This is a genomic window from Paenibacillus sp. AN1007 (assembly GCF_040702995.1).
Taxonomy (GTDB): Bacteria; Bacillota; Bacilli; order Paenibacillales; family Paenibacillaceae; genus Paenibacillus.
Genome location: NZ_CP159992.1, coordinates 2,963,123 through 2,978,992 on the forward strand (window position 1 = coordinate 2,963,123; position 15,870 = coordinate 2,978,992).

The 15,870-nt window shown below is 48.3% G+C and carries 9 protein-coding genes and 1 pseudogene; all 10 read right to left on the reverse strand.

Going from position 1 to position 15,870, the window contains the following annotated elements:
- Positions 1 to 299: 299 nt before the first annotated feature.
- Positions 300 to 1,559, reverse strand: a complete 1,260-nt coding sequence (rhaA, locus tag ABXS70_RS13015) for an L-rhamnose isomerase (protein WP_342555839.1) — start codon at positions 1,557 to 1,559, stop codon at positions 300 to 302.
- 14 nt (positions 1,560 to 1,573) lie between these two features.
- Positions 1,574 to 3,643, reverse strand: a complete 2,070-nt coding sequence (locus ABXS70_RS13020) for a bifunctional aldolase/short-chain dehydrogenase (protein WP_342555838.1) — start codon at positions 3,641 to 3,643, stop codon at positions 1,574 to 1,576.
- A 208-nt stretch (positions 3,644 to 3,851) separates the two neighbouring features.
- Positions 3,852 to 4,562: a trehalose operon repressor gene (gene treR / locus ABXS70_RS13025; RefSeq protein ID WP_342555837.1), complete on the reverse strand. Its 711-nt coding sequence runs from the start codon at positions 4,560 to 4,562 to the stop codon at positions 3,852 to 3,854.
- Positions 4,563 to 4,760: 198 nt separating this feature from the next.
- Positions 4,761 to 5,783: an SDR family oxidoreductase gene (locus tag ABXS70_RS13030; RefSeq protein WP_366296216.1), complete on the reverse strand. Its 1,023-nt coding sequence runs from the start codon at positions 5,781 to 5,783 to the stop codon at positions 4,761 to 4,763.
- A 139-nt stretch (positions 5,784 to 5,922) separates the two neighbouring features.
- Complete coding sequence (locus ABXS70_RS13035; RefSeq protein WP_342555835.1) at positions 5,923 to 6,348, reverse strand: cupredoxin domain-containing protein; 426 nt, start codon at positions 6,346 to 6,348, stop codon at positions 5,923 to 5,925.
- 208 nt (positions 6,349 to 6,556) lie between these two features.
- A complete protein-coding gene (locus tag ABXS70_RS13040; RefSeq protein ID WP_342555834.1) occupies positions 6,557 to 7,513 on the reverse strand; it encodes a DMT family transporter in 957 nt (318 codons plus the stop codon).
- 266 nt (positions 7,514 to 7,779) lie between these two features.
- Positions 7,780 to 10,028: pseudogene (locus tag ABXS70_RS13045) on the reverse strand (DEAD/DEAH box helicase).
- Positions 10,025 to 11,398, reverse strand: a complete 1,374-nt coding sequence (locus ABXS70_RS13050; RefSeq protein ID WP_366296218.1) for an ATP-binding protein — start codon at positions 11,396 to 11,398, stop codon at positions 10,025 to 10,027. Before ABXS70_RS13050 ends, ABXS70_RS13045 begins: the two are co-directional and overlap by 4 nt.
- A gap of 4 nt (positions 11,399 to 11,402) precedes the next feature.
- Positions 11,403 to 12,968: a TerB N-terminal domain-containing protein gene (locus tag ABXS70_RS13055; RefSeq protein WP_366296220.1), complete on the reverse strand. Its 1,566-nt coding sequence runs from the start codon at positions 12,966 to 12,968 to the stop codon at positions 11,403 to 11,405.
- A gap of 215 nt (positions 12,969 to 13,183) precedes the next feature.
- A complete protein-coding gene (locus ABXS70_RS13060; protein WP_366296222.1) occupies positions 13,184 to 15,724 on the reverse strand; it encodes a diguanylate cyclase in 2,541 nt (846 codons plus the stop codon).
- Positions 15,725 to 15,870 lie beyond the last annotated feature (146 nt).

Sequence of the window (15,870 nt, forward strand, 5' to 3'; positions counted from 1 at the left end):
CGGCACTTTCATCCTTTGTGCTTCTTCTAGTCCTAGTATGGAATGAATCGCCTTGGTTATGCATACATGAGGTTGTACGCCAAAAAACCACATACGGAACTTTCATTCCGCAGTGGTTTACCGACACTCCAATATAACAGAATAACCTTCCAATCGGCTGTTATCCTTAGATTTTTTGGATTTACCTTTTCCAAAGGGGAAGATCCCGTGATAAAGGCGAAGCCTATGCTTCCGATGCAGCTTTCTTTCAGAAAGCTTTTAGCTCCGCTTTTTCAGGTTTTTTCAACCTATAACAATATCTATGATCGCTGCAGAAGAACGTCTTGTTCATAGGACTTGACTTCCTTAATCCACTGTTCACGGACAGGCACACCCTGCTGGGCACAATAGTAATCCCAGACCGCACCAAACGGATAGGATTTGAACTCCTCCGTCAGCGCAAGGCGTGTCGTATAATCGCCTTCCAGTTCTGCCTGCTTTAATGCATCCACCGGCTCAAGCATCGCTCGCAGAAGGGCTTTAATCGTGTTACGTGTCCCAACAACCCATGCTGCAACCCGATTAATGCTGGCATCGAAGAAATCCAGTCCGATATGTGTTGTGCCGAGCAGCTCATGACGCACCAATTCGCGGGCAATCTCAAGCAGTTCATCGTCCATAATCACGACGTGATCACTGTCCCAGCGCATTGGACGGCTGACATGAAGCAGAATACCGCTTGTGAACAAGGCCAGGGAGGACAGCTTGCCCGAAATCACTTCCGTAGGATGAAAATGCCCTGCATCCAGGCAGATGAGCGTATCGTTTTGCAAACCATACCCCATATAGAATTCATGTGAACCTACGACGTATGCCTCCGAACCCAGACCAAACAGCTTGCTCTCTACTGCATCAAGGTTATGCAGGGGATTCAGCGGTTCCGCAAATACTTCATCCAGCGACTCCTTCAGACGTTTGCGCGGGGACATCCGGTCCACCGGGTTATCCTTGAATCCGTCCGGGATCCATACATTGGTTACGCAGGTTTGCCCGAGCTGTTCACCGAAGTAAGCACCAATTCGCCGTGAGGCTTTGCAGTGATCGATCCAGAACTTGCGTATCTCCGGGTCTGGATGACTGAGAGTGAAGCCATCGCTTGATTTTTCATGGGAAAAACAAGTCGGATTGAAGTCCAGTCCAAGTCCCTGCTCTCTGGCCCACTTCACCCAATTTTCGTAATGCCTTGGTTCTAGCTGATCCAGTTCTACCTGTTCGTCTGTATCGGTGTAAATCGCGTGCAGATTGACTTTGTGTTTGCCCGGAATCAGCGCAAAAGCCTGTTCCAGATCCGCTCGAAGCTCCGCAGGTGTTGAGGCTGCTCCAGGATATTGACCTGTAACGGATATACCGCCTGTCAGCTCGCCTTCTTGGTTCAGGAAACCTCTCACATCGTCTCCCTGCCAGCAGTGCACGGAGACTTTAATATCAGCCAGCTTGGTCAGTACTTCATCTGTATCCAGACCATGCTGCGCGTATAAAACCTTCGCTGCCTCATATGCTTGTTTTACCTGATTCTCCATTCGCTAAACCTCCCTTAACGTGTGAATGCGGCAGGTACACCACCATCAATGGTCATCATGCAGCCCGTCGTTTTTTCTGATTTCGATGAAGCGAAAAAAGCGATCCCTTCCGCAATATCTTTGGGATAGATATTGACAAGCAGCGTTGTACGTTTGCGATAATGTTCTTCCAGCTGATCCGGCTCAATACCATATGCCGCGGCACGTTCATTTCTCCACGAACCGTTCCAGATCGCAGAACCCTGCAGAATCGCATCCGGCAGAATCGTATTGACACGAATACCGAATTCTCCACCTTCTGCTGCAATGCAACGGGCCAGATGTGCTTCGAGCGCCTTGGCGGAACTGTACGCAGAAGCACTTTTACCGGCATACACCGAATTTTTGGAACCGATGAAGACCATGCTTCCACCGATGCCCTGTTCTTTCATTAATTTGAATGCTTCACGTGCAACGAGGAAATAACCTGTGCCAAGCACGCTGATGTTCAGATTCCATTCTTTCAATGATGTTTCGTCAAACGGACTGGAAGTTGCCAGCCCCGCATTGTTCACGATGATGTCCACGCCGCCGTATTGCAAAGCTGACTCTGCATAGGCTGCCTGTACCGCTTCTTCATCTGTTACGTCCATCTTAAGTGCATACGCACGATTAGCACCATATTGATCGTTAATCTCCTGTGCGACCTTCTGCGCACCCTCCAGATTAAGATCTGCAAGCACGACATGTGCACCTTCCGATACCAGTCTGCGTGCCGTTTCACTGCCGATCCCGCCTGCGCCGCCTGTAATAAACGCCACTTTGCGGGAAAATTCGGTTTCCGCAGGCGCCAGCGACAATTTGTACAGCTCCAGCGGCCAGTATTCAACATTGTAAGATTCATTCGCACTAAGCGAAACAAATTGACCAAGGCTCGTCGCTCCGCGCATGACAGCAATGGCCCGGTGATACAAAGCACCGCTTACTTGGGACAGCGCCCAGCTTTTTCCGGTATTGATCATCCCTACGCCTGGAATAAGAATAACGCGAGGAGCCGCTTCGAACATGACATCGCCTTCGTTTTTATTGTCCTCAAAATACTGTTTATACTGGTCTTTATACGCAGCAATGCCTTCCGTCAGCTTTGCCTTTAGTCCATCCAAATCATCCGCATTTGGCGTCCAGTCAATAAACAGCGGCACTACTTTGGTATGCACCAGATGGTCTGGGCAAGCCGCTCCAACCTGGGACAGCTGCTTGGAATCTGCTCCGCCTGCAAAAGTAAGTACATCGTCCTGATCGTCAAAGGACAAAATCATTTTTTTGCTGTCCGACACCGCCCCGCGAATGACAGGCATCACGCGAGATGCGATCTGACGACGAACTTCAGGAGGAAGTGCAGCATGTTTAACACCACCGAACAGCTCGGCTTCATTTACCCGTGCTTCAATGAAGGCTTCGGCTTCATTAATAATTTTGATTGTCTGTGCGTAACATTCCTCGGAGGTTTCACCCCAAGTAACCAGACCATGCTTCTCCATAAGCACGAGTTCGGCGTTCGGATTCGCGAATACGCTTTCAGCAATCATTTTGGAGAGTGTAAAACCCGGACGCACATAAGGAACCCATACGAAACGATCGCCATATATTTCACGAGCGAGCTCTTTCCCATTATCCGCGCAGCAGAGGCTGATGATGGCATCCGGATGAGTGTGATCCACGTGTTTGTACGGAAGGAAAGCGTGCAGCAGCGTTTCAATGGAAGCACGCGGATGTCTGGCATCAATCATACAGTGTCCCAAGTATTCCACCATTTCTTCATCGGACATGGTGTCACGTTCCATAAGAGGTCCAATCGGCTCAAGTGCCAAACCCGTAAAATGTTTTGCTTCCATCGATCCTAGATCCGAACCGCTTCCCTTCACATACATCACTTCGATATCACGCCCGCGAAAATCCTTTACAATAGTTTTGGCTGACGTATTGCCGCCGTAAATATTGCATACCCGGCGATCGGTTCCGATCAGATTGGAGCGGTAAACCAACTGCTCAAGTCCTGTTGTTTTCTCTGATGCCTGCGCTGCATTCCATAAACTCTGTACCATTCGTTTCCCTCCGATAATGTTTGTTTTCTTCCTTATTCGAGTTTAACATCTTTGTTTTGTTTTGAAAACAAAAATTTTTAAAAACAAACAAATAAATTCAAAAGAAGAATATACCCGTTAAACAACATGACAAAAAGAGCACCTGATCACTTCTGAATTCAGTGACCTGATACTCTTTTGGTTGGCCCGCTTCATTTCAATATTTCACTTATTTACGTCTTGCAAAATCCACAAATATAAACTTGTCCGGTCGATGGCGAGATTCCGTATACTGGAACTGGCTGGTGTCCTCCAGATATACCTGGCTTCTTACAACCACGACATTGTGAAAACCTTCAAGGTCCAGCAGCTCGCGATCCTCTGCCGTAGGCTCTTCCACCAAAATTTCTTTTCTCGCATAGGAAATGGACAGCCCCAATGACTGTTCAACATACTCATAGATGGAGTCGTTACAAATTTCCTTGGTTAGCCCCGGAATCAACCGCCGACTGATATAGTCTTTATCGAGAATGACATGCTCCTCATCCACTTTACGGACACGATTGATCTGCCAGACTTCTTCATTCAACGCAAAGCTGGTTTTTTGGCTTAATGCCTGATCCACCACACGTTCCTCAAACCGTTTAACTACGGTTTGTGCACGATGTCCCATTTTTTGTGCCAATTCTTTAAAGCTGACCAATCCCGAGACAGGGAAGTCAATTTTGCGTATATCCAGCACAATGGAACCTTTGCCTTGAATTTTCTGGATATAACCTTCTTCATACAGCATCTTCAGTGCTTTTCGTATCGTTTCTCTGGATGTTTGATACCGTTCCGACAGATCCAGTTCAGATTGAAGCATCGTGCCTGCCTCAATGTTCCCATTCCGAATACGCCCAGCAATATCTTCATATATTCGGATAAACTTATTGTTCATTTTTCATCACCATAGCTCATTACCCTTTTTGTCATATTGGCAACCTGTTATTATCTAACTCATAATACCATCAAAGCAATTCAGAGGGAATCTCACAGATGGACCTGTCTTTTTTCCAGCAAAAAAAGAGGCCCCGAACCAAGGCAAGCTGTCCTAGGTTGGAACCTTCAGATGAAAATTTAAATTCTTCGTCATGCCTTACTTTTCATCTCTGACTTTGACTAACGCTTCGTCCAAAACACGTATAACTTTGTCACACCACTGATCAAATTCGGGGTCTTCGATCTGTAATTCGGGATGCTTCAGGATGTGCTCAATGGTGATGCGAATTCCCTGATCCGCCCGGGTCACCGCTGTAAATTCAGGCACCAGCCGCTTTACCTTGCTGTTATCAAAGACAACCGTATTGGCTTTATCTCCAAGCAGACCTCCCCGCAAATCCAGATCACTGCTGGCTGCCAGAAAATCCGAAGGTACATGAACCGCTTTAAGCTGAACCCCAAGCACACCTGCAATAATCTCATGAATCTGGTTCCATGTGACAGATTCATCCGAGGTGATATGTACGGCTTCACCAATCGCATGAATATTGCCCATTAATCCAATAAAACCTTTGGCAAAATCACTATTGTGCGTGATTGTCCATAACGAAGTTCCGTCACCGTGAATGATTACCGGTTTATTTTCTATCATACGCTTCAGAACCTGCCAGCTTCCTTTCGCACCGTGCACACCAAGGGGTACCGATTTATGACCATAGGTATGACTTGGCCTAACGATCGTTACAGGGAAACCTTCGTCCCGATATAATTTCATCAGATAGTCTTCACATGCAATTTTGTTACGGGAATACTCCCAAAATGGATTGGATAAAGGCGTTCCTTCCGTAATTCTGTAGTCGGACAGTGGTGTCTGATATGCGGATGCAGAACTGATGAAGATGAACTGCTTGGTTTTCCCTTTAAATAAACGATAATCTCTCTCCAGCTGGGATGGGACAAAAGCAATAAAGTCTGCCACAACATCAAATTCCAGATCGGCAATCAGCTCAGCAACCCGCTTCTCATCATTAATGTCAGCTTGAAGCACCTGTACTTCTGCAGGCAGTTCATCGTTATGGTTCCCTCGATTAATCAAGTAGAGTTCACAGCCCTGTTTCGCAAGCATCTCGGTAATCGCCGTACTAATCGTGCCTGTCCCTCCAATAAATAGCGCTTTCATGACTACACCTCCAGATCGATTTGCTTCCCCGTTCATGATATCATGCAGCTGAAAAAGGAGCAAAGTTCGAATAATCGAACCCTGCCCCTTCCACGTATGTCTCCAAGTTAAAATTGTATATTAACGCTTCGCGGAACGATCAGACCACCTTGATGGTACCGTAGATCATGTACATACCGCAGTGAATTTCGTATTCACCCGGTGCCAGGTCTTGATCAACCGTGTAATAGTTGTCTCCCTTTTGCATATACAGATCCATGCCGAGCTGCTGAGAACCGACCGATTTAACGTGTGTCACGCTCCGGGTCAAGATAAAATTAATTTTCGTTGGAACCCCCGCTTTCACTTCAATGACATTAGGCTCGAATCCGTCATTGCTCACGTTGACATCAACGACCTCATATCCTTTCAAATCCTCCGGTGTCTGGGCTTGAGCAGTTGCTGCACTTTCTGATCCCGGGGATACGTCTTTGCCCATGAAATATACATAAAATCCTCCAAGCAGTGCAATCACGGCCACACCAAGCGTTAAGAAAGGCCATGCTTTTTTAAACCAGCTATTCATGTGAACACTCCTTATTCCGTTGTCCCATCATCATATTGTTGTGGATGGATGTACTTTACAAGCATACCCGATTCTAAGTCCTATGAAAATGACCCCTCTGGGCTATTCCTGACTAACCTGTGAACGCTATGAAAAAAAGCCTGATTTCTCAGGCTTAATATGATTCCAATTAGAATACATCACGGGTAATACATAAGTTCAAAATCATTCAGGAATATAAAGGTCCGCTCTGACTTCGCCGCACCCGCATTTTATACAGTTCCGGCAGGGCGACACCAATCAATACGATGATTACGCCTATCCACTGTAAACCGCTAACATGCTCATGCAGTACGATGGAGGATAGCAGTACGGCAACCGGCAGCTCCACCGCACCCAGAATACCTGCCATATCTCCACCGATATGAGGCACTCCGATTGCAAACAGCACCGGAGGGATAAATGCACCGAAGAATCCAAGCAGCAGTCCAAACACAAGCAGCTGACTCCAGATCAGTCCGTTAAACAGGAATGTCGGCGGAAACAGAATGCAGAGCAGAATCAGTCCGCCTGTAACCATCCATGCACTGCGAAAGGCCGGATGCGCGGAAGGAACCGCTTTGCCGCTGAATAGTACAAACAAGGAATAACTGACCGCTGCCATCAAACCAAAAGCAATGCCCAGACCGCTGATTTCACTAAGCCCCTGTTCCAGGAAACCCGCTGCAAGCAGTGTGCCGCCAAAAAGAATAATAAGCGTCAGGAACGTAACTTTATTCGGACGCTGGCGTTTGCTGATCGCCTGAATCAGCACACTGATCCACGTGAATTGAAAGAGCAGAATAATGGCAAGTGATGCCGGAATGTAGCGCAGCGATTGATAATAAACAAGCCCCGTAATGACAGTTGGCGTTCCAGCCGCCATCAGCAGCAGACGTTGTTTCCAGCTTAAACGTGAGAACACCTTGGAAGCCGCTGCGGTTACCTGTTTTCCATTAGGCTGCATTCTCCGTTTAGATCTGAAACGAGTGTATAATGCCAGCATCCAGGTCAGGATAAAGCCGGTAATCAGCTGTGTTCCTACAACCTCGCCAAGCTGATATCCCTGACCATATGCCAATACAACAATGGTGGATAGAATACCGTAACTCATCGCTCCTGCAAGGACAGATAGATAATATTTCATGTAATAAACCTCCTGTTGATCCATATGCGCCCCTGATTCGGGTCCGTGTAAGGTCACAACCGCGTATTTAAATGCAAAAAATCCTAACTCCGAGCAGAGAATACGTTGATTCCCTGGCATCGTAGTTAGGAAGTATAGGCTTCCCGTAGAGACCCTCGCCCTGTGTACACTTTCGGCCTGCGAGGTTATACGAATTAAAGTATGCATTTTAAAATATCGCTCATGTGTGACGACTTTTCATATATTACATCGGGGGTGAGGTGGTGTCAACCCATTTTATTTTTTAAGTTAAATTTTAAGTTTTTCACTTCGTTACGTTGTCCCACTCCAGCGTTTGCTCGCAACCCGGATTTCAACCCTTCCAGATCCAGTCCGTCCATGGCAAAGGCTTCCCGAATTAAAGGCGGCGCCACGAATTCATCGTATTTACCGAGATAGGGCGCTTCATCTTCTGCAAGCAGTGCAGATGCATCCTGTGCCATCCGACATTCACTCATCATCTCGGCTAACAGTGTCCGTTCATCGACTTTGCCTGAAACTACAAAATAATACGGCTCCATCGGCACGACAGAACGTAAAGCCAGCCTTTTGGACAGATTGTGTTTCATCAACCGCTCCAGCGTACGAAAAGCTTTGCTTCCCACCCAGGGCAGTACGTACATGGAATCCCCTCCAGCAGGAATAACAACCTGCTTCAGCAGCCCACTCTCACGGGCCAGCCGGCGTGCACGCTCCAGACGGTTAACGGCTTGGGGTGACAAATACGGGTAGATGACCGATTCGGACAGAACCTCGCGCATCTTCTGCACTACAGCGGTATGGATATCCCCGCCTGCTCCAAGCCATAATGTATCGACTTTGCCTTTTGCCGACTTCACGTATACGGCCTTGTGTTTGTGATCGACCTCTTCCACTTTCCACAGCTTGCCTGCGAGCGAGAAACAATAACCCGGCGGCGGCACGGTTGTTATAGATCCGATCTCTTCCGAGCCATGCAGCACTTTATGCTCTTCATCGTCCTTGAACACAGCATAGAAGCGATAGTTATTCACAATTTTCTCACCCGTAAGTCCGATCAGCAGCGTCTGCTCTTCGGTCCACTGCAGATGATCCGTCTCGATCAGATAATTGAGAAAGGTTTGATACTGATCTGGTGTAATCTCTGAAAAAGGCGCCAGTGAGAGAATTGCGGCGGCAAGCTCTCTCGGCTCCGCCTCCCCCATACTTTTCAGCATGCTCATCGTCTGATGATAAAGTACACCGATAGGCATTTTACGGGCCTCCAGCGGTTCCACCCATTTGGTTCTGACATACAGCTCAATAACGGCTATAGCGCGCATTAACGTCCACGGCATTCGGGCTGGCAGTTGAGCTTCTTCATCCTCTTCCTCTGGACATACAAAAAGCATCTCTGATGCCATGTCATCCCGGCGCCCTGAGCGGCCGAGCCGCTGCACAAAGCTTGAAGCGCTGTATGGCGCTCCAAGCTGAACGACCCTCTCCAACTCTCCCAGGTCAATGCCAAGTTCAAGAGTAACCGTGGCCGCCGCCACAGCAGGTCCTGTACCTGTTCGGAGGGCAGCTTCTGTCTCCTCTCTAAGCATGGCCGAGATGCTTCCATGATGCACATGGAACACATCGCGCTCCTCTCTGCGCGCCGCGACACGGCGCATCTCCAGAATCGTAACTTCCGCATCCGTGCGGCTGTTGGTGAAGATGAGCGCTTTTTTGCGATGTGTGCTTTCGTAAATAAAGTCGTAATAGGCTTTACGCGCATGATGGAGCTGCTCGGCCTGCTCTTCGTTCTGTGCATCTGGAAACGAAAAATGCTCCACTCGAAGCCGCAGCTTGCGCCCGCCCGGGGAAGATACCACATCTACTCCTTGCCGTGTTCCCGCAGCAAGCCAGGCTGTAGCTGCATCATAATCACTGAGTGTAGCTGATAACCCGACTCTTCGAGGAATACAGCCTGCCATCCGTTCAATACGAGCCAGCTGACTCAGTACTTGAATCCCCCGGTCTGCACCCATAAATGCATGCACCTCATCAATAATGATGTAACGCAGATCGTGGAACAGAGCAGGGATGGCATTCGGTCGATTCATCAGCAGACCTTCCAGCGACTCTGGTGTAATCTGCAGCACGCCTGAAGGGTTTTTCATCAGCTTGGTTTTCTCCGCCTGCGGTACATCTCCGTGCCAATGCCAAACGGGAATATGACCTTCGGACAGCAGGTCTTTGAGGCGTTCAAACTGGTCGTTAATCAGTGCTTTTAAAGGTCCTATATAGAGAATGCCTACCGATTTGGAAGGCTGGTCGTACAGCTCGGTCAGTGCAGGGAAAAGGCAGCCTCCGTCTTGCCAGAGGCTGTCCCTGCCGCAATCAGCATGTGATGTGACGTGTTAAAACAGATACTGCATGCTTCAATCTGCGCTGGTCGTAGCGATTCCCATCTTTTTTTGTAGATAAATTCCTGTACAAACGGAGCCAGCTTGTAGAAAGGATTGTCACTCATAGCTCTAACTCCGCCAGGAAATCATCCAGCTCATCGGCCTCCGTTGATCCAGCCGTACCCTGGACCGCTGCTTTCGCTTGTGCAGCACGGTCACCAAGCAGCTGCTCAAAAGTCACTTCGGGATTCTGATGCAGCGTATGCAGCACATCCATAAAATCGCGCACTACCTCCCGTGTGGTCAGCAGCTCATCAGCACCAAGCCGGTTCACCGCCATTTGCATAAAATCAACTAATTGTTCATCCGTTAACTTCACTGTATATGCGAAATGAAGGGCATGAATCTGACGCAGCTTCTGCAGTAAGATTAGAATTTCTTCATGTGACAGCATCGCCAGCTTCAGAATAGGCCCCGTGTAATTCGCATACGCTCTTGCAGCGTATCGACCGTCAATTAGCCTGGAGCGCAGCGCTTCATAGCTGTATAGTCCACGACGTTCATCCTCCAGAAACTGCGGGGTTCCTCCCACAAAAATACCCAGGTGCTCTGCCTTGCCCTGCATCGTATCATTGAACATGGTCAGCAGCTTTTCGTAATTGCTTTGGCGAGAGATGCTGTTTGTAATTTTATACAGATTCACCGCCTCATCAATAAAAAGCAGCAGCCCTTTGTAACCGATACGAGCCATAAATTCAGACCACAATTTGAAATAATCATACCAGTTATCATCGTCAATAATTACGCCAACGGACAGCTCCTTCTTCGCCTCCGTTTTGGTGGCATATTCTCCTCGAAGCCATCGTAATGCGGCCTGCTTCCGGTCATCATCCGCATGTTTATATCCATTCCAGTAGGCTGCCAGTACTTTCGCAAAATCAAACCCGTGAACCAGATTCTGCATCTCTCCTGTCACCATGTAGATCTGATTCTCTACTTCCAGCGGCAGTGCAGGATCATCCGGGCGAATATTCAGATTATTCATCGCCGTTTGCTGCAGCCCTGCGATCCATTTTTGCAAAATAGGTTCCAATGCACCGCCATCCGGGCGTGTACGTGTAGACAGTCGTGTCATGAGTTCACGATATGCCGCCAGCCCTTGTCCTTTCGTACCGACAAGTCTGCGCTCGGGGGATAAATCCGCATCGGCAGTAACAAAGTCACGATCCATCGCATAATTACGAATCATCTGCAGGAGAAAGCTTTTACCACTGCCATACCGGCCCGTAATCAGCTTGAATGCGGCCCCCCCTTCAGCAATGTTGTCCAGATCTCGCAGGATGGCCTCTACTTCCGGCTTCCGTCCTACGGCAATCTGCTCCAGACCAATGCGCGGAACAACTCCTGCCGTTAAAGAATTCACAAGTGCGGTCGTTAAACGTTTTGGAATTTTAAGCTCATTTCTTTTAGATTCACTTGGTTTCTGTTCCGTCATGCTATCACCTCTTCACATGTTCAAATATATCGATATAATCTGGAGAGATTCGGTCCCCGTCAATCAGCAGGTCTCCGATAGTCTCCACAGCAGCATCATTAATCTCATCCAGCAAAAGTGCAGGCATCGTGCCCGTCTCTTCCGCCAGACGCATGAGTTCATCATCCGGATGATCTCCAAGCAGGGCATAAATGGCACTTACGTGCCTGGATTCCAGACGCTCGGCGAACTCGTACCATTCCTCCTGCACATCGGCTGCCGCAGCCTCGTCCCACTGTAATTTCACTTCAGCTGGGACACATTCTTCCCGTATCGAATCAACCAGCGCCGGTTCTTCATGCTCGTCCTTTTCTTCAACATTATGTCCGCATGTCACATTGCTCTGAGAGCGTTCCAGCGGACTAAAAACAGCCGTATCAGCTGGAGATTGTCCATTCTCATCAATAGTCAGTGCTTGGCGCACATACTCGCTGTCCTTCTGCAGGGAAGCCAGTTTGGACGCATCAATATGAATGACTGGCGCAGTTACGGCCTCCTCTTGTTCAAGAGCATAAGCTTTGTCTACATACCGCTCAATCACACGGGCAAGCTCAGGCTCCAGCATTTTGCCGCGCAGACGGCCTCGGAAACCTAATCGTTCTCGAAGCTTATTTTCCGTACAGCGATATATTCGGGTTAACCTCTGTACAAACTCCGCCTGCATGCCAATAGGAAAATACGTAAAGGAAACGGACCGCCCATAGATGGATTCGTCGTAAACCGCTTTGTGAAACAGCGTGCGTTCCACGGTCTGCTCAGCGTCCGGTCCGAGCTCTGGCAGCAGACCCGTTCCATGGGTCCGCTTGAGATATGAATCTGCCACAGCCATCACTTTAGGAATGTACCGTTCCAGCATTTCTTTGCCGCCATCCCGGTAAAAAGTATTCAGCGTAACATCATAGTCATAATATCTTCGCAGCATATCCAAGGTAAGTTCAGCAGGATTTTCCTGCAGTATCCGCTTTAGTTCCCTGTCCATCAAAGGCGCAGGCAGATAACCACCAGACAGCATCATGACTTCAGGCAGACATGAATGCAGTTCATGAACAAGGGTGTAATCAACCATCCACTCCTGCATATATACATGAAGTTGAGGCAGCCTCTCCCCGTAGTTCAACCATAATTGTTTTAATTGATTGTACCCTTCCTCGGCACTCTTCCAGCCAATGCCATTAATCAATTCATAGATATGGACGAACAGATACGAGAGATCGACATCCAGGTATCTCCCCTGCCGCGCCTCCGTTCTCCAGTACAGATACCACTTCAGCTGCGCGTCATTCATCACGCCATACGTTGGCCAGTAGCTCATAAATGGAACAGGGGATACTTCTTCCCCGGTCATTGCTGTAAGCCTTTCGGCCTCCTCCACAAATCGCTTCTCTGAAGACAATACTGCTCCCTGCTGCATATGCCGGTGCCGATTCTGGTTCATCACAGATGAACGATCGGGTATTTCAATTGAAGCCGTCTCTGTATCTTCACTCATATCAATCTCCATAAATTCCAGCTGTTCGGAATGATCCCTCATCGTAATGGACCCCCTCTTCCCAAACAAAATACGAACACGTGTATCCATACGCACCATTATAACACTTGTACAGCCTCTGTGGGCGGCAAAATAACACTTTCTTTGAACACAAAAAAGAAGGCATGATTGCCCTCTTTTCCGTTGTATATTCGATCTCTGATTATACAGTCCATCAATCTGCTTTTCTTGATATTCCGTGCGGACCTGCCTTCCCATTAAATGACCCGCGTGCGGTTTCTGCCTTCCTCCTTAGCCTGGAACAGAGCTTGAGTGGCCAGTTCAATCAAATCACCGGCAGCCGATTGTTCATCAGGCGTCAGAACCGCGCCACCGACGCTTACCGTAACGACACCGCTCTGACCCGTGAGCTCACGCTGAATCTGGAGAGCCAGCACATGCTGCCTGATCTCTTCAGCCAATGCCGATAAATATGCCGACGTCGTTCCTTTTAATTTCAGCATGAACGTACCGCCCCGCAGACGGGAAATAACAGCATCATGCTGTCCGCTGACCACTGTCAGCACCTCGCCAATCCACTGCAGACACAAGTCGCCACCCTGCAGTCCATAAGCTGTGTTGTAAGAACGAAAATCATCAATATCGATGATGAGAAGCCCCAGGCTGCATTTTTCCTCTAGGCAATCATTCCAGTTCCCTTCCAGCTGCTGCTTAAACACCGTTTGAATCGGCATATCTGTCAACGGATCAGTGGTCAGGTAATTGTGAAGCTGGGTTGTTGTCTCACTGTAGTCATCCTGCTCCTGATGGGATGTTCTGCTGCGAAGCAGCAGCATGACCGAAGGTTTGCCTGCATGGATGACAGAAGCCATCGTAATTTCAAGCAGCAGAGACATGCCCGAAGCAGTTGTAAAGTATAACTGATTGTTCATCAAACTTGTCGTATCCAGCCGCAGTTTTTCGAATTCCAGCTGCAGCACATCCCTTGTATTGTCGGGCATGAATTCTCTAAAATTTTTCCCGATGAGACTGCCCGCGTTCTCGTACCCAAGCAGTGCTGCAGCCATCGTATTACAATAGATGATTCGACCTTCAGTGAGTGTAAAGAAGGCAACGGGTGAGAAATCCATCAACTGTAAATAACGCTGCTCGTTCCGCTTCAAAATGCGAGCGTTCTGGAAAGCATGCTCCTCCGCCTGAGCGAGTTGATTTTCAGTCTGACTGCGTACAATAGACTTTAGCAAAGGCAGAATGCTCAGCTCTCTCGTTGTCCAAGGATACGAAGTGGACTGTACAACTTCTCTCCATTTTTCGAATGATTTTCGCGGAGACAGCCGCATACCATCATCCGTCTTCAGCACAGCTTTCGCCGGATCCCCAGCCCAATCCACAACCTGAATCACCTCCGGACGAAACCACAGCATATAGTTATGATGACCCGGTGAGATCGCAACATAAATTACTCCGGAAGCGGTGTCCTTATAACGTTTGGCTGTTTCATATTCGAGACTCAGCCTGGACGTATGATAACTGTGATCCTCCGCTTGACCGGCGAGCCACCCCGCCAGTTCACGAATCTGCCCATTCGTTGGAGTATCCCCGAACAGCAGCAGCTTGTCCTGATAACAAACAGCCGCGCCGGATGCATTCATCAGCCGGAGAACAGTCTCCTGCTCCCCCTGCAGCTCTTCCATCACCCGTGCCGGACTTGTATTCCCGATAAAAATGTTAACAATGCGGGCAGCAGCCTCGCGCGACTTAATCTCGGCCTGATATTCATCAAGCTGCTGACGCTGGAACAATTCATTGGAGAAAAAGGCACCCAAAAAATTGCACAGATTACGCACACGATGAGGAACATATCTCGCAGCATAATGATGGCATGTGATTAGTCCCCATAACTGATTATCGTGGATCAGTGAGATCGTAACCGTCGCTCCAACCCCCATGTTTTGCAGATATTCAATATGAAGTGGAGACACACTCCGAAGCACAGACAGACTTAGATTCAGCGGTTTGCCTGTCAGAGGCTGCAGGAGAGGTACAATTTCAACAGGAGTATAATCAACGTTTACAATGGTTCGCAGCCAGTTGCGAAGATAAAGCTCTCTGGCCTGCTTGGGAATGTCCGAGGCCGGGTAGTGGTGCCCGAGAAAAGGTTCAAGCCCGGGTTCACACGCTTCTGCGATTACCTTTCCGTTCCACTGCTCGTCAAATTCATAGATCATGACTCTGTCATATCCAAGCATCTCTTTCACCTGTTCAGCGGCGATCTGGCTTGCCTCCACGCGGCTGTCCGTGCTCTTGATTCTTCCGAAGAAACGGGATATCCATTCAAAATCGTTGGATTCGATGTTCTCTTTTTCATAATAAGGCTCCATTTCGAGAATAAGCAGACCTTCACTCTCGTGCAGGACTGACGAAAATACTTTCTCTTGCCCTCCGACAGATAGAATCAAATCCATGTAATGTAAATCGGATGTCACCGCTGCGTTCGAACGGTGGTTCAGGAGCTTGTCTGCATCTTGTTCTGTTATCAGCTCATGCAAAGGCATACCTAAAATATCTGAACAGTGGATGCCCAGATGATCATACGTATTCTGACTGCACTGTACGATCGTTGGTGCACCTGCCGGATCAATGGCCAGAAGCACACCATGCGGCTGGATAAAACCCGGAATATGAATGGGCTCCTTATCACAGTTATTCAGGTCGACAGGATCATTCGTGTAACTACCTTGCGGGAGCAAAGTACGGTTAAGCATACTCAATTCTTGCCTCGACCTAGGTTCAGCCATGGACCTTAATATCCCCTTCCAGCGGGTATCGTTTTTCTTAGCAGCATTTACGTCGGGAAACGAATCGTGCTTATATTATTCGACTGTATTTATTAGCAATAGCGTCTTATGATTGTATTTATCAGATCGTTTAACAGGCACCCTTT